This is a genomic window from Pseudomonas anguilliseptica, from assembly GCF_900105355.1.
Classification (GTDB): Bacteria; Pseudomonadota; Gammaproteobacteria; order Pseudomonadales; family Pseudomonadaceae; genus Aquipseudomonas; species Aquipseudomonas anguilliseptica.
In genome coordinates, this window is the sequence record NZ_FNSC01000001.1 from 3,104,490 (window position 1) to 3,125,127 (window position 20,638).

Consider the following 20,638-nt stretch of genomic DNA (forward strand, 5'->3'; position numbering starts at 1 on the left):
ACCTGTGATCGATTGTGAAGCGTTGATGTGCGGCTCTGACTGCGGCGTGGTAAGCGCTTCAGGTGGATTGGGAGGGGTTTGCGATGGCTGTCGTTGTCACTTGGCTGCGTTGTGCGGTGCTGTGCGCTGGGCTTGTATTATTCCTCGGGGTCCAGGCCCAGGCCGAGCAATTGGTGCGAATTGGTACGGGTGATTGGTCGCCTTACGTTGAGCAGCAGCGCGCCGATGCCGGGCCGCTTGGACGGTTGATTAGTGCGGTGTTCAGGCGTGCCGGTTACCGGGTGGAATATCACTATTACCCCTGGGTACGCGGCGTTCATCTGCTCAAGACTGGCCAGCTGGATGTGCTGATGCCTTATATCTGCAACCCGGAGCGGCAGCAGTTCAGTCTTTGCTCTGCGCCATTGCTACGCTCCGAGGCGGTGGTTTTTCATTTACGCGACAAAGCCTTTAGCTGGCAACAGTTCCGTGACTTTGAGGCCTATACGATCGCGCTTACTAAGGGCTACTCCTATGGGCCGGGCTTTGATGCGGCGCGGCAGAGCTTGGCCCTGAATATTCAGGAAAGCAGCAAGGAGGATGTTGGCATGCGCTTACTGTTGGCTGGTCGGGTGGATGTGCATTTGCAGGATCGGGCGGTGGGTTATGCCATGTTACGACGCTTGTTCACTGCTGAAGAGCAGCAGAGAATCGTTCATGATCCGAAACCAGTGAGTCGTGAGCAATTGGGCCTGCTGTTTCGCAAGAACGCAAGCGGTGAACAGTTGCGCCAGGCTTTCGATGCCGCCTTACGGCCCTTGCAGGAGAATGGCGAGTTACAGCGCTTGCAGGAGATGCTGGAGCGTGGTGAAGCTGCTGCTTGGGAGCCGCGACTCTAAACACTCTCTCCCTGGCTGATGGCACGCATGCTTTGCAGTACGGCATTCAGGCCGTTGCTGCGCGAAGGTGAGAGCTGTCGGCCCAGACCCAGTTGGCTGAACCAGTCAAGCATGTCGACGGCTGCCAATTCCTCGCTCAACAGACCATTGACCCGCGCCAGTAGCAGGGCCAGCAAACCACGCAGCAAGCGGGCATCGCTGGTAGCCTGAAAGTACCAGCGTCCCTCGTGTTGTTGGCCGAGCAGCCATACCTGGCTGGCGCAGCCCTGCACCAGATGCTCGTTGCTGCACTGCTCGGCAGGCAACGGCGCAAGACGTTCCCCCCAGTGCATCTGCAAGCGCGCGCGTTGCTCCCAGCCTGGGCAGGCGGCGAACGCTTGCAGGGCTTGGCTGGCGGCCGCCGGCAGGCTCATTGCAGCAGCTCCAGGGCTTGATCCAATGCGTTGAAGAAACGTTCGAGGTCGCTGCTGTCGTTGTACAAGCCCAAGGAGACGCGAATTGCGCCGCCAAGTCCAAGTCTGGCCAGCAGTGGCATGGCGCAGTGCTGGCCGGCACGCACGGCGATGCCTTGTTCGCAGAGTAACTGGGCCAGGTCGCTATGGTGGACGCCGGCCACGCTAAAACAAGCCAGGGCCACCTGCGGGGTGCCCAGCAACTGGATCCCGGCGCGGGCGTTGAGGCCGGTCAGCAGTTGCTGGTGCAGTGCGGCTTCGTGGGCGGTCACGGCGTTGGTATCCAGGCGGCTCAGGTAGGCCAGGCTGGCGCCGAGGCCGAGCACGCCTGCAATCGGTGGGGTGCCGGCCTCGAAGCCCAAGGGGGCAGGGCGAAAGCTAGCGTGTTGGTAGTCGCAGTGTTGCACCATCTCACCACCAAACTGCCAATGGGCCAAACGCGCCAAGGCCTCGGGTCGGCCATAAAGCACGCCGACGCCGTCCGGGCCGTAGAGCTTGTGGGCGGAAAATACATAGAAGTCGCAGCCCAGCGTCTGCATGTCCGGGCGGTCATGTACGGCGCCCTGGGCTCCGTCGATTACGGTCAGTGCGCCTTGAGCCTTGGCTAGGGCCAGCAATGGCGCCAACGGCAGCCAGCGGCCGAGTACATTGGACAGCTGGCTGACGGCCAGCAACCTGCAGCGCGAGCCGATAAGCTGGGCAGCGCTGCTAAGGTCGATGTCGCCGTGCTGATCGAGTGGGAGTACTACCAGCTTGAGCTGACGGCGCTGGGCCAGTTGCTGCCAGGGCAGCAGGTTGGCGTGGTGTTCGAGGGCGCTGATGACGATCTCGTCGCCAGGCTGGAACTGTTGCTCCAAACCGTAGGCCAGCAGGTTGAGGGCTTCGCTGCTGCCACGAGTGAAGATGGTCTGCTCGCTGCTGGCAGCATTCAGCCATTCAGCGACTTGCGCACGCACGGCCTCGAACGCACGGGTGGCGCGTTCGCCCGGCAGATGCTGGGCGCGGTGTACATTGGCTGCACCGTGTTGGTAATAGCCAGTCAGCGCCGCGATCATCGCCTGCGGCTTTTGTGCGGTGGCGGCACTGTCCAAGTAGGTCTGGCCTTCGGCTTCAAGAGCCAAAATGCCTGGAAAGTCGGTGCGCCAGGGAGAATGGATAAGCATGGGCAGGCAATCGAGACCTTAGGATGGGTTGAGCGTAGCAATACCCATAATGAGCGTGATGGGTATCGCTGCGCTCAACCCATCCTACAAAACTGCAGCGTTCGGCTTGCAGTTTGTCGCTAGGGTTAATTGTGCGCGTGTAGGGCTTCGTTCAGCTCAATCGCCGACTTGTGGGTCTTGCACTCCACGGCACCGGTTTGCGAGTTGCGGCGGAACAGCAGGTCCGGCTGACCCGCCAAGTCACGGGCCTTGAGTACCTTGACCAGCTGGTTGTCCGCATCGAGCAGCGCCACCTTGGTGCCGGCAGTGATGTACAGGCCGGACTCCACAGTGTTGCGGTCGCCCAACGGAATACCGATACCGGCGTTGGCGCCGATCAGGCAGCCTTCGCCGACCGAGATCACGATATTGCCGCCACCGGACAGGGTGCCCATGGTCGAGCAGCCGCCGCCCAGGTCCGAGCCCTTGCCGACGAATACGCCCGCCGACACGCGGCCTTCGATCATGCCTGGGCCAGCGGTGCCGGCGTTAAAGTTGACGAAGCCTTCGTGCATCACGGTGGTGCCTTCGCCCACGTAGGCGCCCAGGCGGATACGTGCGCTATCAGCGATACGCACGCCAGCCGGCACCACGTAGTCGGTCATTTTCGGGAACTTGTCCACCGAGAAGACTTCCAGCAGGTCGCCTTTCAGGCGCGCTTCCAGCTGACGCTCAGCCAGTTCGCCAAGGTCGACGGCGCCCTGGCTGGTCCAGGCCACGTTCGGCAGCAGCGGGAAGATCCCGGTGAGGCTCAGGCCGTGCGGCTTGACCAGGCGGTGCGACAGCAGGTGCAGCTTGAGGTAGGCCTCAGGCGTGCTGGTCAGCGCGGCGTCTTCGGCGAGTAGAGTGACCACCAGCGGCTTCTGGCTTTCGGCCAGGCGGGTGAGCAGGGCCGATTGCGCGGCATCGACATTTTTCAGCGCTTCGGCCAGGTCGCCGGCCTGGTTGTTGCTGATGGCGATGGCCTGGTTGCCACCCTGGTAGCCGAGTTTTTCCACCACTTTGGCGGCCAGCTCGCTGCTCGGGTTGAGCAGTGGCTGGGCGTAGAAAACTTCCAGCCAGGTGCCCTGACGGTTCTGGGTGCCTACGCCGAAAGCCAGGCTGAAGAGAGTTGTGCTCATGCTGTTTTCCTTACCGCAAATTCGTGTGAGCCGACTGGTTCAAACCAGCTCGGCGGCATAACGGTCGGCTTTGAAGCCAACCAGGGTCTTGTTGCCGAGATCCAGCACCGGGCGTTTGATCATCGACGGTTGGGCGAACATCAGTTCGATCGCCTTGTGCTGGTCGAGGTCGTTTTTCTGCGCCTCGTCCAGCTTGCGGAAGGTGGTGCCTGCACGGTTCAGGATGGTTTCCCAGCCATGCTCATTGCACCACTTCTCCAGGTTGCCACGGTCTATGCCGCAGGCTTTGTAATCATGAAAGGCGTAGCTTACCCCGTGCTCGTCGAGCCAGGTGCGGGCTTTTTTCATGGTGTCACAGGCTTTTATGCCAAACAGGGTCTTGCTCATCAGAGGCTCTTCACAAGGTCGCGGATACGTTCGGCAGCGGTCACGCATTCAGCCAGCGGCGCGACCAGGGCCATGCGCACACGGCCGGCACCGGGGTTGTGGCCGTCCACTGCACGCGACAGGTAGGAGCCGGGCACTACGGTGACATGCTCGCGGGCAAACAGCTCGCGGGTAAATGTTTCATCGTCTATCGGGGTTTTCGCCCACAGGTAAAAGCCGCCATCCGGGCGCTGTACATCCAGTACGCCATCCAGAATCGCCAGCACCGCCTCGAACTTCTCGCGATACAGGTCGCGATTGGCCTTGACGTGGGCTTCGTCGTTCCAGGCGGCGACGCTGGCCAATTGGGTTTGCACCGGCATGGCGCAGCCGTGGTAGGTACGGTACAGCAGGAATGATTTCAGAATGTCGGCGTCGCCAGCCACGAAGCCCGAGCGCAGGCCTGGCAGGTTGGAGCGCTTGGACAGGCTGTGGAACACCACGCAGCGTTTGAAATCATGTCGACCCAGTTCGGCGCAGGCGGTCAGCAGGCCGGCCGGCGGGGTGGTTTCATCGAAATACAACTCGCTGTAGCACTCGTCGGCGGCGATGACGAAGTCGAACTTGTCGGCCAGGGCGATCAGCTTCTTCAGCGTTGGCAGCGGGATCAGCGCGCCAGTGGGGTTGCCGGGCGAGCAGAGGAAGAGGATCTGGCAGCGTTGCCAGATCTCGTCACTGACCGCGTCGAAATCCGGGTTGAAACCGTGCTCTTCCAGGCACGGTAGGTAGTGCGGCTGCGCGCCGGCGAGCAGGGCTGCGCCTTCGTAGATCTGATAGAAGGGGTTGGGGCTGACCACCAAACCGTTCGCGTCACGCTTGACGACGGCCTGGGTAAAGGCGAACAGCGCCTCACGGGTACCGTTGACCGGCAGCACATGGCGCGCCGGTTCAAGTACACCGGCCGGCAGGCCGAAACGGCGACCGCACCAGTTGGCGATGGCTTCACGCAGCGCCGGAATGCCCAGGGTGGTCGGGTAGACCGCAAGCTGGTCGAGGTTGGTGCGCAATGCTTCAGCGACAAACTCCGGCGAGCGGTGTTTCGGCTCGCCGATCGACAGGGCAATCGGGCTCTTGTCGGTTGGAGCCTGCACGCTGCCCAGCAGGGCGCGAAGCTTTTCGAACGGGTAGGGCTGCAGCTGGTTTAACGCGTCGTTCATTGTTGCTTCCTGAGTTCTGCCTGCGCCCGCATCCTGGATGTCGGGCGGCTCAAGGGTATAAGAGCAAGTGGTTTAAATAACGATTCGGCTAGGTTCGACCTGCGTACCCGGTGCGTCGGAGAGCTGCGCGACCATGGTTTCCTGCAGGCGCGTGCACAGCTCGGGGTCGGACAGTGGCTGGTTGTGCGCATCGGTGACGAAGAACACGTCTTCCACTCGCTCGCCCAGTGTGGCGATCTTGGCGTTCTGCAGTGACAGGTCGAAATCGAGGAAGATTCGCCCGATCCGTGCCAGCAGGCCAGGGCGATCCGGTGCGGTGACTTCGAGGATGGTCACCGGTCGGTGCGCATCGTTGTGAATGGTCACCTGCGGCGCGAAGGCAAAGTGCTTGAGTTGGCGCGGTACGCGACGCTGGATGATGTTCGGGTAATCGTCCGGGTTCTTCAGTGCGTCGATCAGGCCCTGGCGAATTTCCTTGGTTCGCGCTGGATTTTCGCCAATCGAGCCGCCTTCACCTTCGAGCACGATATAGGTGTCGAGAGTGAACTGGCTGGTGGAGGTGAGAATCCGCGCGTCATGGATGTTCAGGTTAAGCTGGGCCATGGCCGCCACCGTCACGGCGAAGAAGTCGTGCTGGTCCTGGGCATAGATAAATATCTGCGTGCCGCCTTCGAACTCGCGCTGGGTGGTTTCCTTGATCAGCACCAGTGGGTTGCCATCGTTGGGGTGCTGGAGAATCGCTTCGGTATGCCAAGCCACATCGTTGGCGGTATGGCGCAGGAAGTAGTCGTCACCCAGTTGCGACCACAGCTGCTCGGCGTCGTCCGGGTCGGTGCCGCCGCGCACCAGGATGTCCAGGGCGGCGATCTGCGTCAGGCGAATCTGTTCTTCGCGGTCCAGCGGATTTTCCAGGCCGCGGCGCAAGGCGCGCTTGGTTTCGGTGTAGAGCTGGCGCAGCAGGCTGGCACGCCAGGAGTTCCACAGGCTGGGGTTGGTGGCGTTGATGTCGGCCACGGTCAGTACGTAGAGGTAATCCAGGCGGGTCTGGTCGCCAACCAGGCGGGCGAAGTCGAATATCACCTGCGGGTCTGAGAGGTCCTTGCGCTGCGCGGTGGTGGACATCACCAGGTGGTGCTGTACCAGCCAGACAATCAGTTTGGAGTCCCAGTTCGGCAGCTGGTGGCGCACACAGAAGGCCTCGGCATCCACTGCGCCGAGCTCCGAATGGTCGCCGCCACGACCTTTGCCGATGTCGTGGTAAAGCCCGGCCATGTAGATCAGTTCGGGCTTGGGTAGTTTGTCGATCAGCTTGCTGGCCAGCGGGAATTTTTCCGCCAGCTCGGTCCACTTGAATTTACGCAGGTGCTTGATCAGGTTCAGCGTGTGCGCATCGACCGTGTAGATGTGGAACAGGTCGTGCTGCATCTGCCCGACGATATGGCCGAACTCCGGCAGGTACAGGCCGAGGATGCCGTAACGGTTCATTCGCCGCAGGTTGCGGTGAATACCTTGCGGGCTTTTGAACAGTTCAACGAACAGACTGGTGTTGCGGATATCACGGCGGAAATCATCGTCGATCAGATGACGGTGCTCGCGCAGCAGGCGGATGCTGTTGGCACACACGCCTTTGATGTCGGGGTGCTGGGCCATCAGCACGAAGATTTCCATGATGGCAAACGGCGTACGCTTGAACACATTGGGGTGCGCGACTTCGATATAGCCATCACGCAGCAGGAAGCGGCTGTTAAGCGGCGTGGCCTGGCCAATTTCGCCAGCGTGCAGAATCTGCTCTTCGAAGTGCTGGACGATCAGATCGCTCAGTTCGGCGATCGCCATCACCACGCGGTAGTACTTCTGCATAAAGCGCTCGATAGCGCGCTTGCTGTCGCTTTCTTCATAGCCCAGTAGGGCCGCCACCTTGCTCTGATGGTCAAACAGCAGGCGGTCTTCGGCGCGCCCGGCAAGCATGTGCAGGGCATAGCGCACCTTCCAGAGGAACTCCTGGCTGGAGGCGAGCAGGGCGTATTCGCTTTCCAGCAAAAAGCCCTGGCCGACCATGGCGTGCAGGTTCAGCGTGCCGAAGTGCCGGCGCGCGACCCAGAGGATGGTTTGGATGTCGCGCAGGCCACCGGGTGAGCCTTTGACGTTGGGTTCCAGGTTGTATTCGGTGTCGTTGTATTTGCCGTGACGGGCGCGCTGCTCTTTATTCTTGGCCAGGAAGAACTGCTTGTTCGGCCACATCTGCTCGGTGCTGGTGACTGCTTGCATGCGCAGGCGCAGGCGCTCGGGGCCAGCGATGGTGCGGCTTTCCATCAGGTTGGTGATCACCGTCAGGTCGGCGCGGGCTTCCTCGGCGCATTCGTCCACGCTGCGCACGCTTTGTCCAACTTCCAGGCCGATGTCCCACAGTAGGGTGAGGAAGCGCTCGATGGGCTCGCGGAAGGTTTCGTGGTCGGCGTTGTCGAGCAGAATCAGCAGGTCGATATCGGAGAAGGGGTGCAGCTCGCCACGGCCATAGCCGCCGACGGCCAGCAGGGCGATATCGGCATCTTCACTCCAAGACAGGCGATCCCAGGCTTCGCGCAGGATCTGGTCGACAAACCAGGCGCGGTCCTCGACTAGGCGGCGTACATCACGGCCGCTGGTGAAGCGCCCGTCGAGCACTTCGCGGGCGTGGCGGATAGCCTTCTTGAACGCCGCAATAGGGCTGGCCTTGAGGGCCAGTTCCGCCTGGAACTGGCCGCGGTCGAACAGCTCGGGATCTACCTGCGGCATTGCGGCCTTCCTTCTATCTATACAGCAGACTCAGCGATAGGCTCAGGCCGATGTGCGGGCGATGGTATCGTCACTGCGCAGGGTGAAGATCTCGTAACCATCAGCGGTCACCAGAATGGTGTGTTCCCACTGGGCCGAAAGCTTGCGGTCCTTGGTGATTGCGGTCCAGCCATCACCCAACATGCGGGTTTCCGGGCGGCCCTGGTTGATCATCGGCTCAATGGTGAAAGTCATGCCTTCCTTCAGCTCCATGCCGGTGCCAGCGCGGCCGTAGTGCAGTACTTGCGGCTCTTCATGGAACACCGCGCCAATGCCGTGTCCGCAGTATTCGCGCACCACGGAGAAGCCATTCTTCTCGGCATGCTTCTGGATCACTTCGCCGATATCGCCCAGGCGCGTGCCGGGTTTGACCAGCTCGATACCTTTATACATGCATTCCTGGGTGATCTTGGCCAGGCGCTCGGCCCACTCCGGCACCTTGCCGACCATGAACATCTTGCTGGTATCGCCGTGGTAGCCATCCTTGATCACGGTGATGTCGATGTTGATCACATCGCCTTCTTTCAGTGGCTTGTCATTCGGGATGCCATGGCAGACCACATGGTTGACCGAGGTGCAGATCGACTTGGGGAAACCTTTGTAATTAAGCGGCGCGGGGATGGCCTGCTGCACGTTGACAATATAGTCATGGCAGATGCGATCAAGCTCTTCGGTGGTGACGCCGGGCTTGACGTGTTCGCCAATCATTTCCAGAACTTCGGCAGCCAAGCGACCGGCTACGCGCATTTTCTCGATTTCGTCGGGCGTTTTGATGGTGACGGTCATGTGCGGCTCTCGAACGCGAACAGAAAGGGCGACATCTTAACAGCTACAAGCCGCCAGCCATAAGCGCCACGTTAAACCTGCCGCTAACTTGGCTGCATATGTTGCTGTCTGTGAGTAGCTTGCTCCTGGCTTTTATGATATAAAACGCGCCGCTTTACGTGCTGTGTGCCCGAAAGCTTAAACCCACACACGTATCGACACGGTTTCCTGGGTGCCTTGCGACAAGTTCGCCGGGTTGGAGATCGGGATGCGTGGAGGCCTAACCCGACTTATCAAGGAACTATCATGTCCCAAGTCAATATGCGCGATATGCTGAAGGCCGGTGTGCACTTCGGCCACCAGACCCGTTACTGGAACCCGAAAATGGGCAAATACATTTTCGGCGCGCGCAACAAGATTCACATCATCAACCTTGAAAAAACCCTGCCAATGTTCAACGAAGCGCTGTCTTTCGTTGAGAAGCTGGCTTCGGGCAAAAACAAGATTCTGTTCGTAGGCACCAAGCGTTCCGCTGGCAAGATCGTTGCTGAAGAAGCAGCACGTTGCGGTTCGCCGTACGTCGATCATCGCTGGTTGGGCGGCATGCTGACCAACTACAAAACCATCCGCGCCTCGATCAAGCGTCTGCGTGATCTGGAAGTTCAGTCCCAGGACGGTACTTTCGCCAAGCTGACCAAGAAAGAAGCCCTGATGCGCACCCGTGATCTGGAGAAACTGGATCGCAGTCTGGGTGGTATCAAGGACATGGGCGGTCTGCCAGACGCTATGTTTGTGATCGACGTTGACCACGAGCGCATTGCTATCACCGAAGCCAACAAGCTGGGCATCCCAGTTATCGGCGTCGTTGATACCAACAGCAGCCCGGAAGGCGTTGACTACATCATCCCAGGTAACGATGACGCCATTCGCGCCATCCAGCTGTACATGGGTGCTATGGCTGACTCGGTAATCCGTGGTCGCACCAACGCTAACGGCGGCGCCGACGAGTTCGTTGAGCAAGCCCCGGCTGCAGAAGCTGCTGAAGGCTAAGTAAAACGCGCTTAGCGTTTGCTTAGTTCGCAAAAAAGGGGGGCTTTGCCCCCTTTTTGCCACCTTGAAAACCATCGTCGACGTGCAGTTGCAATCGTTTTTGGTCATTGTCGGCAATGCGTTACGAATTGAGCGCCCGTTTTCGCGGGTGGAATGGTTAACAACCTATCCAGAGGATTTTGAAATGGCAGAAATTACTGCAGCGTTGGTTAAAGAACTGCGTGAGCGTACTGGCGAAGGCATGATGGATTGCAAGAAGGCCTTGACCAAGGCTGGCGGCGACATCGAAAAAGCCATCGACGACATGCGTGCTTCCGGCGCGATCAAGGCTGCCAAGAAAGCTGGCAACGTGGCTGCTGAAGGCGCCATCAGCATCAAGGAAGATGGCAAGACTGCCGTCATTCTCGAAGTCAACTCGCAGACCGACTTCCTGGCTCTGCAGGACGACTTCAAGAACTTCGTGGCTGCCAGTGTCGAGAAAGCCTTTGCTGACAAACTGACCGAAGTTGAGCCGCTGATCGCTGCTCAGGAAGAAGCCCGTCTGGCCCTGGTTGCCAAAACTGGCGAGAACGTCAATATCCGTCGTCTGGCGCGTATTGAAGGTGACGTTCTGGGCTCTTACCTGCACGGCAACAAGATCGGTGTTGTGGTTGTGCTCAAGGGTGGCAACGTCGAGCTGGCTAAAGACATCGCCATGCACGTAGCCGCCAGCAACCCTGAATTCCTGCTGCCTTCGGAAGTATCCGCTGAAGCCATTGAGCGCGAAAAAGCCGTGTTCGTCAGCCTCAACGAAGACAAGATCAAGGGCAAACCAGCCGAGATCGTCGAGAAAATGGTTGCTGGTCGTATCCAGAAGTTCCTCGCTGAAGCCAGTCTGGTTGAGCAAGCCTTCGTTAAGGACCCGGAAATCAAGGTCGGTGCTTTGGCCAAGAAAGCCGGTGCTGAAATCGTTTCCTTCACCTACTTCAAGGTTGGCGAAGGCATCGAGAAGCCGGTCGACAACTTTGCTGAAGAAGTTGCTGCTCAGGTAGCTGCTGCCAGCAAGCAGTAAGACGGCTAATCGCTGTTGCCCCGAAGAGGCTGCCCGCTAACGCGCGCGGCCTCTTTGTCAAATTGAAGGCGCAGCTAAGCTGTGGAGTGGTTGGGGCCTTGGCGCCAATGGCTCGGGGTGCTGTCGAAGCGCTCGATAAAAGCGAACTTAAGGTTTGCACAGAATTCAAACGCCGCAGGAGAGACTCGCAATGGCTCAGCAGATGAGTGGTCGTCAACCGCGTTACAAGCGCATCCTGCTCAAACTTAGCGGCGAGGCCCTGATGGGGGCGGAAGATTTTGGCATCGATCCAAAGGTGCTTGATCGCATGGCGCTGGAAGTCGGCCAGTTGGTCGGTATCGGTGTGCAGGTTGGTCTGGTCATCGGTGGTGGCAACCTGTTCCGTGGCGCGGCGCTGAGTGCAGCGGGCATGGATCGGGTCACTGGCGATCATATGGGCATGCTGGCTACGGTGATGAATGCTCTGGCCATGCGCGACGCGCTGGAGCGTTCGAATATCCCGGCCATCGTCATGTCGGCGATCTCCATGGTGGGCGTCACCGATCACTACGACCGACGCAAGGCCATGCGTCATCTGAAAACCGGTGAGGTGGTGATTTTCGCCGCTGGCACTGGTAATCCGTTCTTTACAACCGACTCGGCTGCCTGCCTGCGCGCCATCGAAATCGATGCCGACGTGGTGCTCAAGGCGACCAAGGTGGATGGTGTGTACACTGCCGATCCATTCAAAGACCCGCATGCCGAGAAGTTTGATCGCCTGACCTACGATGAGGTGCTCGACCGCAAGCTGGGTGTAATGGACCTGACGGCCATCTGCCTGTGCCGCGACCATAATATGCCGCTGCGTGTTTTCAATATGAACAAGCCTGGTGCTCTGCTGAACGTTGTAGTTGGTGGCGCTGAAGGCACTCTGATTGAGGAAGATAAACATGATCAATGAGATCAAAAAAGACGCCCAAGTACGCATGCAGAAGAGCCTGGAATCGCTGGTTCACGCCTTCAGCCGAATCCGTACTGGTCAGGCTCACCCAAGTATCCTCGGTGGCGTGATGGTGCCTTACTACGGCTCCGACACCCCGTTGAATCAGGTGGCCAACGTCACCGTCAAGGACGCCCGTACCCTGCAGGTCGTGGCCTTCGAGCGCAACATGCTGTCTGCTGTCGACAAGGCGATCCAGAGCTCCGGTCTGGGCTTCAACCCGACCAACCTGGGTGAGCTGCTGCTGATCTCCATGCCAGCGCTGACCGAGGAAACCCGTAAGGGCTTCACCAAGCAGGCGCGTGATGCGGCTGAAGATGGTCGTGTAGCGGTGCGCAATATTCGTCGTGATGCTCTGAGCCAGTTGAAAGACCTGGTCAAGGAGAAGGAAATCAGCGAAGACGAAGAGCGCCGTGCGGCCGACGAAATCCAGAAGCTGACCGATAAGTTTGTCGCGGAAATCGAAGTGGCAGTGAAACAGAAAGAAGCGGATCTGATGGCCGTTTAACGGCCAGTATATCGTCATGGAAAAGACCAAAGACGGTAGTCCGTTCGCCGTGCCACGGCATGTGGCGATCATCATGGACGGTAACAATCGCTGGGCGAAGAAGCGTCTGCTGCCCGGCGTTGCCGGTCATAAAGCCGGTGTCGATGCGGTGCGTGCGGTGATTGAGGTGTGCGCCGAGGCGGGTGTCGAGGTGTTGACGTTGTTCGCCTTCTCCAGTGAAAACTGGCAGCGCCCGGCCGAGGAGGTCAGTGCGCTGATGGAGTTGTTCCTCGGTGCATTGCGCCGTGAGGCGAAGAAGCTCGATGCCAATGACATCAGCCTGCGCATTATCGGTGATCGCTCGCGCTTTCACCCTGAGCTGCAGGCTGCGATGTGTGAGGCCGAGGCGCAAACCGCAGGTGACAAACGCTTTGTCCTGCAGGTTGCAGCCAACTACGGTGGCCAATGGGATATCGCTCAGGCGGCGCAGCGTTTGGCTCGTGAAGTTCAAGGTGGTCATTTGCGCGCCGAGGACATTACCCCTGAGTTGCTGCAGAGTTGCCTGGTAACCGGTGATTTGCCGTTGCCGGATCTGTGTATCCGCACTGGTGGGGAGCATCGCATCAGTAATTTCCTGCTCTGGCAGCTGGCTTACACCGAGCTGTATTTCTCCGACCTGTTTTGGCCGGATTTCAAACACGACGCCATGCGCAAAGCCTTGGCCGATTTTGCTAGCCGCCAGCGCCGCTTTGGGAAAACCAGCGATCAGGTGGCTGCTGAGGCTCGTAGCTGATGCTCAAACAACGAATTATCACGGCGCTGGTGCTGTTGCCATTCGCCCTGGGTGGTTTCTTTCTGCTCAATGGCGCGCTCTTTGCGCTGTTTATCGGCGCAGTGGTCAGCCTGGGCGCCTGGGAGTGGGCGCGTCTGGCAGGATTTACTGCCCGGCTCCAGCGCGTGGCCTACGCCGCGCTGGTGGCTGTATTGTTGTTTGGCTTGTATCTGTTGCCCGCCCTGGCGCCTTGGGTTCTGTTGCTTGGGGTTGTCTGGTGGGGTGTTGCGACCTTTCTGGTCTTGGGTTACCCCGCCAGCAGTCGTTACTGGACGCAGGCTCCGGTCAGATTGCTGATCGGTTTGCTGATTCTGCTGCCTGCCTGGCAGGGTCTGGTGCTGTTCAAGCAGTGGCCTGAAGCAAACTGGCTGATTCTCGCGGTGATGGTGTTGGTGTGGGGCGCGGATATCGGCGCCTATTTCGCCGGCCGCCGCTTCGGCAAGCGCAAGCTGGCGCCGCAGGTCAGTCCCGGTAAGAGTTGGGAAGGGGTGTTTGGTGGCCTGCTGGCTACCTTGCTGATCTGTGTGGGCGTGGCGATTTACCGTGACTGGTCGTTTGTCGGCTTACTTATGGGGCTGCTTGGCACTGCTGTGGTGGTGCTGATTTCGGTGGTCGGCGATCTGACCGAAAGCATGTTCAAGCGCCAATCGGGGGTTAAGGACAGCAGCAATCTGCTGCCTGGTCATGGCGGTGTGCTGGATCGTATCGACAGCCTGACGGCGGCGATCCCGGTGTTTGCTGCGTTGCTGTGGTTGGCGGGCTGGGGCGCACTGTGAGACATCCGCAGCAGATTACCGTGCTGGGGGCGACCGGTTCGATCGGTCTGAGTACCCTCGATGTCATTGCGCGCCATCAAGAGCGCTATCAAGTGTTTGCGCTATCCGGTTTCAGTCGTCTGGCTGAGCTGGAAGCGTTGTGCATGATCTACCGCCCACGTTTTGCTGTGGTGGCGCAGGCTCTGGATGCTCGCCGCCTGCAGGAAGGTCTGCGTGCAGCTGGTCTGGCTACTCAGGTGTTGTATGGCCCCGAGGGCTTGTGTGAGGTGGCCGCGCATCCTGAAGTGGATACGGTGATGGCTGCTATCGTTGGTGCGGCAGGCTTGCCGCCGACCCTGGCAGCAGTTGAGGCTGGCAAGAAGGTGCTGCTGGCCAATAAAGAAGCCCTGGTGATGTCGGGTGCGCTATTTATGCAGGCAGTGCGTAAAAGTGGCGCTGTGCTGTTGCCAATCGACAGTGAGCATAATGCGATTTTCCAGTGCCTGCCGGGCGACTACGCCCGCGGCCTGCAGCAGGTCGGTGTGCGGCGTATTTTGCTCACCGCCTCGGGTGGGCCATTTCGCGAAATGCCGCTGGAGCAGTTGCATGCTGTCACGCCTGAGCAGGCGTGCGCACACCCGAACTGGTCGATGGGGCGCAAGATTTCGGTCGATTCGGCGAGCATGATGAACAAGGGGCTGGAGCTGATCGAGGCTTGCTGGTTGTTTGATGCCAGTCCTGATCAGGTTGAGGTGGTGGTGCATCCACAGAGCGTGATCCACTCGCTGGTTGATTATGTCGATGGTTCGGTACTGGCCCAGTTGGGTAATCCGGATATGCGCACGCCCATCAGTCATGCCCTGGCCTGGCCGGAGAGAATCGACTCCGGCGTCGCGCCGCTGGATCTGTTTGCCATTGCGCGGTTGGACTTCCAGGCCCCGGATCAGCAGTGTTTTCCTTGTCTGCGTCTGGCGCGTGAGGCAGCGCAGGCTGGCGGTACCGCGCCGGCTATGCTCAATGCGGCAAATGAAGTAGCCGTTGCAGCGTTTCTTGAGCGACGCATCCGCTTTCCCGAGATCGCGAGTATCATCGAAGACGTTCTGCATGCTGAGCCCGCCCTGGCGGTTGAGAGCCTGGATACAGTGCTGGCCGCTGATGGCCGAGCCCGCCATCTGGCTGAACAATGGCTGAGTCGGCGCTGATCGCCGACGCGGAGAAGTCTGATGAGTGCGCTTTATATGCTAGTTGGCACCCTGGTCGCTTTGGGTGTGCTGGTAACCATTCACGAGTATGGGCACTTCTGGGTCGCCCGTCGCTGTGGCGTCAAGGTGCTGCGGTTCTCTGTCGGTTTTGGTAGTCCGTTGCTGCGTTGGCATGATCGTCAGGGCACCGAATTTGTAGTGGCCGCCATCCCGCTGGGCGGTTACGTGAAAATGCTCGATGAGCGCGAAGGCGATGTGCCGCCGGAGTTGCTGGATCAGTCGTTCAATCGCAAATCGGTAAAACAGCGCATTGCTATCGTGGCAGCGGGGCCCGTAGCCAATTTCCTACTCGCACTGTTGTTCTTCTGGGTTGTAGCGATGCTGGGCAGCCAGCAGGTGCGCCCGGTTATCGGCGCGGTCGAAGCTGGCAGTCTGGCTGATGTCGCCGGCTTGCAGGTTGGTCAGGAAATTGTCGCGGTTGATGGCGAGCCCACCACCGGCTGGGCTGCAGTGAATCTGCAGCTGGTTAGTCGGTTGGGTGAAAGTGGTCGCCTGGATCTCGCGGTACGCGAACCGGGTTCCTCGGTCGACAGTCCTCGGCAGATCGTGCTGGATAACTGGCTGCGCGGTGCCGATGAGCCTAATCCTATCGCTTCATTAGGCATTCGGCCTTGGCGGCCTCTTGGTCCGCCGGTAGTTGTTGAAGTTATTCCTGGTAGTGTTGCGGATTCTGTGGGCTTGCAGCCGAAGGATCAGCTGATCTCGCTTTCCGGCGAGGAGTTTCTTTCCTCTGAGCACGTGGTGGCGCTCGCGAAGAGCTTTTCTGGTCAGTCTGTAGTTTTGGTTTATCGGCATGCGGGTGTTGAGCGTCAAGTCGCACTGAGCATTCCGTCTGATCCTGCAGTCGTTCGGAAAAAAGGTTATCTCGGTGCAGTGGTTTCATCAGGCGAATGGCCGCCTGAGATGCTGCGTGAAGTCAGCTATGGCCCGTTAGAAGCCATCGCCGAAGGTGCCAAAAATACCTGGGCAATGAGCGTTCTGACCCTTAATTCCCTGAAGAAAATGCTGTTTGGTGAGCTCTCGGTAAAAAACTTGAGCGGGCCGATAACCATTGCTAAAGTGGCGGGCGCTTCTGCTGAGTCAGGTTTGAGTGATTTTCTTAAGTTTCTCGCCTACTTGAGCATTAGTTTGGGGGTTCTTAATTTGTTGCCTATCCCCGTGCTGGATGGGGGGCATCTGCTTTTTTATCTGGTCGAGTGGGTGCGTGGTCGCCCGCTGTCGGAGCGGATACAGGGTTGGGGGATGCAGATCGGCATTAGTTTGGTTATCGGGGTGATGTTGCTGGCCCTGGTAAACGACTTGGGTCGCCTGTAGCCGCTGTTGAATTACGCTCTCGGTACGAACAAGGCGTGTCGCGCTAAGCGGCAGATTTTTTATTGTCAGTTGGAATAAGAAAGGACTTCATGAAACGTCTGCTGCTACCTGCGGTGCTTGCCGCACTGATGATCACCGAAGTTCACGCCGAGTCCTTCACCATCTCCGATATCCGGGTCACCGGTCTGCAGCGTGTTTCCGCTGGCAGTGTATTCGGTGCCTTGCCCCTTAATGTGGGAGCGCAAGCCGATGACCGGTCACTGGTTGAGGCTACTCGCGAACTGTTCAAAACCGGTTTCTTTCAGGATATCCAGCTCGGTCGCGATGGCGATGTGCTGGTTGTTACTGTGGTTGAACGTCCGTCGATTTCCAGTATCGAGATTGAGGGTAACAAGGCCATCAGCAGCGAAGATCTGCTCAAGGGCCTGAATCAATCTGGCCTGGCCGAAGGCGAGATATTCCAGCGCGCCACCCTTGAAGGTGTGCGTAACGAGTTGCAGCGCCAGTACGTTGCCCAAGGGCGTTACTCCGCCGAAATCGAAGCCGAAGTGATCCCGCAGCCACGTAACCGTGTGGCGCTGAAGATCAATATCAACGAGGGTTCGGTAGCAGCGATTCAGCACATCAACGTGGTAGGTAACTCGGTCTTTGCGGATGAGGACCTGATTGACCTGTTTGAGCTGAAGACCACTAACTGGCTGTCCTTCTTCAAGAATGATGACAAGTACGCCCGTGAGAAGCTCTCCGGTGACTTGGAACGTCTGCGTTCCTATTACCTGGATCGCGGTTATATCAATATGGATATCAGTTCCACTCAGGTATCCATCACCCCAGACAAGAAGCACGTCTATGTCACAGTCAACGTCGACGAAGGCGAGAAGTACACCGTGCGTGAGGTCAAACTCAGCGGTGAGCTGAAAGTGCCGGAAGAAGAAGTCCGTGCCCTGCTGCTGGTTCAGGAAGGTCAGGTGTTCTCGCGTAAGGTGATGACCACCACGTCTGAACTGATCACCCGTCGTCTGGGCAACGAAGGTTATACCTTCGCCAACGTCAACGGCGTTCCAGAAGCCCATGATGACGGCACCGTGTCGATTACCTTTGTGGTCGATCCAGGCAAGCGTGCTTACGTTAACCGCATCAACTTCCGTGGCAACACCAAGTCGGAAGACGAAGTGCTGCGCCGTGAAATGCGACAGATGGAAGGTGGCTGGGCTTCGACTTACCTGATTGACCAGTCCAAGACCCGTCTGGAGCGTCTGGGCTACTTCAAGGAAGTCAACGTCGAAACCCCACAGGTGCCGGGCACCGATGACCAGGTTGACGTCAACTACAGCGTTGAAGAGCAGGCTTCCGGTTCCATCACTGCCCGCGTCGGTTTTGCCCAGAATGCCGGCCTGATTCTCGGTGGCTCGATTACCCAGAACAACTTCCTCGGTACCGGTAACAAGGTCAGCGTCGGCTTGACCCGTAGCGAGTACCAGAGCAACTACAACTTCGGTTTTGTTGATCCCTACTGGACGCCAGATGGCGTCAGCCTGGGCTACAACGCCTTCTTCCGTGAAACCGATTACGACGAACTGAATACCGATGTGTCCAGCTATTCGGTGGACAGCTATGGTGCAGGTGCCAGCATTGGTTATCCAATCAGCGATACCTCGCGTCTGACTTATGGCCTGACCATCCAGAACGACAGCATCGGTACTGGCGTGTATACCGTTGATGAGATTTTTAACTTTATTGAGGAAGAGGGTGACAGCTACCTGAACCTCAAAGCATCCATTGGCTGGTCTGAGTCGACTCTAAACCGTGGCGTGCTGGCTAATCGCGGTCACTCGCAAAGCCTGGTGTTCGAAACCACAGTGCCGGGTAGTGATCTGTCGTTCTTCAAGGTGGATTACCGTGGTCAGGTCTTCAAGCCACTGAGTGACACCTATACCCTGCGTTTGCACACCCAACTGGGTTACGGCGAGAGCTATGGCTCTACTTCCGACCTGCCGTTCTACGAGCACTACTACGCGGGTGGTTTCAATTCGGTACGTGGTTTCAAAGACAGCAGCCTGGGGCCGCGCAGCACACCGAGCAAGGGTACCAATCCAGGTACTGCGCGCGATCCGGATCAAGATCCACTGCCCTTCGGTGGTAACGTCCTGATTCAAGGCGGTGCTGAACTGCTGTTCCCCATGCCGTTTGTCAAGGATCAGCGCTCCCTGCGTACTGCGCTGTTCTGGGATGTGGGTAATGTATTCGACACCAATTGCGGCAAGTCGCAGGAAGAGTGCGGCAGCATCGATCCAGGCAACTTGGCCAGCTCCGTGGGTGTCGGCCTGACCTGGATTACAGCGCTGGGTCCGTTGAGCTTCAGCTTGGCCATGCCAATCCTCAAACCGGATGATGCCGATACGCAGATTTTCCAGTTCTCTCTCGGTCGGACGTTCTAAACGTCGGATTTTTGAATACCAACAGTTTTGCAGGAGTTGCATCGTGCGTAAGTTGACTCAACTGGTTTTGTTAAGCGTTGCCTTGCTGGCGACCCCGGCTTTTGCCGAGATGAAAGTAGCGGTACTGAACTACCAAATGGCGCTGCTGGAATCTGACGCTGCCAAGCGTTACGCGGTGGATGCCGAGAAGAAATTCGGCCCGCAGCTGAACAAGCTGAAAACCCTGGAAAGCGACGCCAAACGCATTCAGGACCGCCTGGTCAAGGACGGTGAGAAAATGCAGACCGCCGAGCGTGAGCGCCTGGAGCTTGAATTCAAGCAAAAGGCCCGTGATTTCCAGTTCCAGTCCAAGGAGCTGAACGAGTCCAAGGCTGTAGCGGACCGTGAAATGCTGAAGAAGCTCAAGCCCAATCTGGACAAGGCCGTGGAAGAGGTAATCAAGACCGGTAACTTCGACCTGGTGCTGGAGCGCGGTGCGGTGATTGATGTCAAACCTCAATTCGACATCACCCGCCAGGTTATCGAGCGCATGAATCAGCTGCGCTGATCATGAGTGCAACGGTTTATACCCTTGATCAGTTGGCCGAGCGTCTGGGCGGCGCCACCTTGCGTGGTGCCTCGGATAAGCCGATCAGCGGCTTGGCTACCTTGCAGGAAGCAGGCGCTGATCAGCTGAGCTTTCTCGCCAATGCGCAGTACCGCAAGTTTCTCTCGGGCTGCCAGGCTGGCGCGGTGCTGTTGACCGCTGCTGATGCCGAAGGCTATGCCGGCAATGCCTTGGTCGTTGCTAATCCTTACCTGGCGTATGCCGAACTTTCCCACCTATTTGACCGCAAGCCTTGTGCATTGCCTGGCGTGCATCCCACCGCTGTGGTGGCTGCAGATGCGCACGTTGATGCGAGTGCCAGTATCGGCGCCTATGCGGTGATCGAGAGTGGCGCGCAGGTTGCGGCTGGCGTGACTGTTGGTGCGCAGTGTGTTGTTGGCGCGCGTTCGGTTATTGGTGAGGGCGGGTGGTTGGCTCCGCGCGTGACGCTGTATCACGATGTGCGGATCGGCAAACGTGTGGTGATTCAGTCTGGTGCGGTGATCGGCGGTGAGGGTTTCGGCTTTGCCAACGAGAAGGGCGTCTGGCAGAAGATCGCACAGATCGGTGGGGTGACTATCGGTGATGACGTCGAGATTGGCGCCAATACCACGGTCGACCGTGGTGCGCTGTCGGACACGCTGATTGGTAATGGGGTCAAGTTGGATAACCAGATCATGATCGCGCACAACGTGCAGATCGGCGACAACACGGCCATGGCCGGTTGCGCGGGTATTTCCGGCAGCACCAAGATTGGCAAGAACTGCATGATCGCCGGTGGCGTGGGCATGGTTGGGCATATCGAGGTGTGCGACAACGTGTTCGTCACCGGTATGACCATGGTTACCCGCTCGATCACCGAGCCGGGCTCTTATTCGTCGGGCACCGCCATGCAGCCAGCGGCTGAGTGGCGCAAGAGCGCGGCACGGATTCGTCAGTTGGATGATATGGCGCGACGCCTGCAACAGTTGGAAAAGCAGCTGGCCGCCGTGACCCCAGCAGCTGATACCTCATCTGATGCCTGAGCCGGTATTTGCCGGCTTCTCTTTTTTCTCTTACAGGCTTCTCT

Annotated in this window: 19 protein-coding genes; 12 read left to right on the forward strand and 7 right to left on the reverse strand. The window is 58.7% G+C overall.

Annotation, left to right across the window (positions count from 1 at the left end):
* Positions 1 to 83: 83 nt before the first annotated feature.
* The gene (locus BLW24_RS15045; protein WP_090383179.1) at positions 84 to 878 is read left to right on the forward strand and encodes a substrate-binding periplasmic protein; all 795 of its coding nucleotides are present in this window, start codon (positions 84 to 86) and stop codon (positions 876 to 878) included.
* Here BLW24_RS15045 and BLW24_RS15050 read toward each other — a convergent pair.
* The 7 genes from BLW24_RS15050 to map all read right to left on the reverse strand — a co-directional run bounded on the left by BLW24_RS15050 (position 875) and on the right by map (position 8,836).
* Complete coding sequence (locus BLW24_RS15050) at positions 875 to 1,291, reverse strand: SufE family protein (RefSeq protein WP_090383185.1); 417 nt, start codon at positions 1,289 to 1,291, stop codon at positions 875 to 877. The genes BLW24_RS15045 and BLW24_RS15050 overlap by 4 nt on opposite strands.
* Positions 1,288 to 2,493 carry an aminotransferase class V-fold PLP-dependent enzyme gene (locus BLW24_RS15055; RefSeq protein ID WP_090383191.1) on the reverse strand — a complete coding sequence of 402 codons (1,206 nt, stop codon included), beginning with the start codon at positions 2,491 to 2,493 and terminating at the stop codon, positions 1,288 to 1,290. The genes BLW24_RS15050 and BLW24_RS15055 overlap by 4 nt, the downstream gene beginning before the upstream one ends.
* Before the next feature lie 125 nt (positions 2,494 to 2,618).
* Positions 2,619 to 3,653 (reverse strand): 2,3,4,5-tetrahydropyridine-2,6-dicarboxylate N-succinyltransferase, encoded by a 1,035-nt coding sequence (dapD, locus tag BLW24_RS15060; RefSeq protein ID WP_090383198.1) that lies wholly within the window; start codon positions 3,651 to 3,653, stop codon positions 2,619 to 2,621.
* Positions 3,654 to 3,692: 39 nt separating this feature from the next.
* Complete coding sequence (locus tag BLW24_RS15065) at positions 3,693 to 4,040, reverse strand: ArsC family reductase (protein WP_090383203.1); 348 nt, start codon at positions 4,038 to 4,040, stop codon at positions 3,693 to 3,695.
* Positions 4,040 to 5,236, reverse strand: a complete 1,197-nt coding sequence (gene dapC / locus BLW24_RS15070) for a succinyldiaminopimelate transaminase (protein WP_090383209.1) — start codon at positions 5,234 to 5,236, stop codon at positions 4,040 to 4,042. Before dapC ends, BLW24_RS15065 begins: the two co-directional genes overlap by 1 nt.
* A 72-nt stretch (positions 5,237 to 5,308) precedes the next feature.
* Entirely contained in the window at positions 5,309 to 8,011 is a 2,703-nt protein-coding gene (locus tag BLW24_RS15075) for a [protein-PII] uridylyltransferase (protein ID WP_090383216.1), read from the reverse strand.
* A gap of 42 nt (positions 8,012 to 8,053) precedes the next feature.
* Positions 8,054 to 8,836, reverse strand: a complete 783-nt coding sequence (gene map / locus BLW24_RS15080; protein ID WP_090383218.1) for a type I methionyl aminopeptidase — start codon at positions 8,834 to 8,836, stop codon at positions 8,054 to 8,056.
* Between the two features lie 285 nt (positions 8,837 to 9,121).
* Here map and rpsB point away from each other — a divergent pair, with 285 nt between their 5' ends.
* The 11 genes from rpsB (at position 9,122) to lpxD (ending at position 20,594) form a co-directional block, all read left to right on the forward strand.
* The gene (gene rpsB / locus BLW24_RS15085; RefSeq protein ID WP_090383221.1) at positions 9,122 to 9,865 is read left to right on the forward strand and encodes a 30S ribosomal protein S2; all 744 of its coding nucleotides are present in this window, start codon (positions 9,122 to 9,124) and stop codon (positions 9,863 to 9,865) included.
* Positions 9,866 to 10,049: 184 nt separating this feature from the next.
* On the forward strand, positions 10,050 to 10,916 hold the full coding sequence (gene tsf / locus BLW24_RS15090; RefSeq protein ID WP_090383225.1) for a translation elongation factor Ts: 867 nt from the start codon (positions 10,050 to 10,052) through the stop codon (positions 10,914 to 10,916).
* A 190-nt stretch (positions 10,917 to 11,106) separates the two neighbouring features.
* The gene (gene pyrH, locus BLW24_RS15095) at positions 11,107 to 11,856 is read left to right on the forward strand and encodes a UMP kinase (RefSeq protein WP_090383228.1); all 750 of its coding nucleotides are present in this window, start codon (positions 11,107 to 11,109) and stop codon (positions 11,854 to 11,856) included.
* Positions 11,846 to 12,403, forward strand: a complete 558-nt coding sequence (gene frr / locus BLW24_RS15100) for a ribosome recycling factor (protein WP_090383231.1) — start codon at positions 11,846 to 11,848, stop codon at positions 12,401 to 12,403. Before pyrH ends, frr begins: the two co-directional genes overlap by 11 nt.
* Positions 12,404 to 12,419: 16 nt before the next feature.
* On the forward strand, positions 12,420 to 13,175 hold the full coding sequence (uppS, locus tag BLW24_RS15105) for a polyprenyl diphosphate synthase (RefSeq protein ID WP_090383233.1): 756 nt from the start codon (positions 12,420 to 12,422) through the stop codon (positions 13,173 to 13,175).
* Positions 13,175 to 13,990: a phosphatidate cytidylyltransferase gene (locus BLW24_RS15110; protein ID WP_090383236.1), complete on the forward strand. Its 816-nt coding sequence runs from the start codon at positions 13,175 to 13,177 to the stop codon at positions 13,988 to 13,990. Before uppS ends, BLW24_RS15110 begins: the two co-directional genes overlap by 1 nt.
* Positions 13,987 to 15,171 carry a 1-deoxy-D-xylulose-5-phosphate reductoisomerase gene (gene ispC / locus BLW24_RS15115; RefSeq protein ID WP_090383239.1) on the forward strand — a complete coding sequence of 395 codons (1,185 nt, stop codon included), beginning with the start codon at positions 13,987 to 13,989 and terminating at the stop codon, positions 15,169 to 15,171. Before BLW24_RS15110 ends, ispC begins: the two co-directional genes overlap by 4 nt.
* Positions 15,172 to 15,192: 21 nt before the next feature.
* Positions 15,193 to 16,545, forward strand: coding sequence for an RIP metalloprotease RseP (gene rseP / locus BLW24_RS15120; RefSeq protein WP_090383245.1), 1,353 nt, complete (start codon positions 15,193 to 15,195; stop codon positions 16,543 to 16,545).
* Between the two features lie 89 nt (positions 16,546 to 16,634).
* Complete coding sequence (gene bamA, locus BLW24_RS15125; protein WP_090383251.1) at positions 16,635 to 18,983, forward strand: outer membrane protein assembly factor BamA; 2,349 nt, start codon at positions 16,635 to 16,637, stop codon at positions 18,981 to 18,983.
* 43 nt (positions 18,984 to 19,026) lie between these two features.
* Positions 19,027 to 19,530 carry an OmpH/Skp family outer membrane protein gene (locus tag BLW24_RS15130; protein ID WP_090248384.1) on the forward strand — a complete coding sequence of 168 codons (504 nt, stop codon included), beginning with the start codon at positions 19,027 to 19,029 and terminating at the stop codon, positions 19,528 to 19,530.
* A complete protein-coding gene (gene lpxD, locus BLW24_RS15135; RefSeq protein WP_090383254.1) occupies positions 19,530 to 20,594 on the forward strand; it encodes a UDP-3-O-(3-hydroxymyristoyl)glucosamine N-acyltransferase in 1,065 nt (354 codons plus the stop codon). Before BLW24_RS15130 ends, lpxD begins: the two co-directional genes overlap by 1 nt.
* Positions 20,595 to 20,638: the final 44 nt, after the last annotated feature.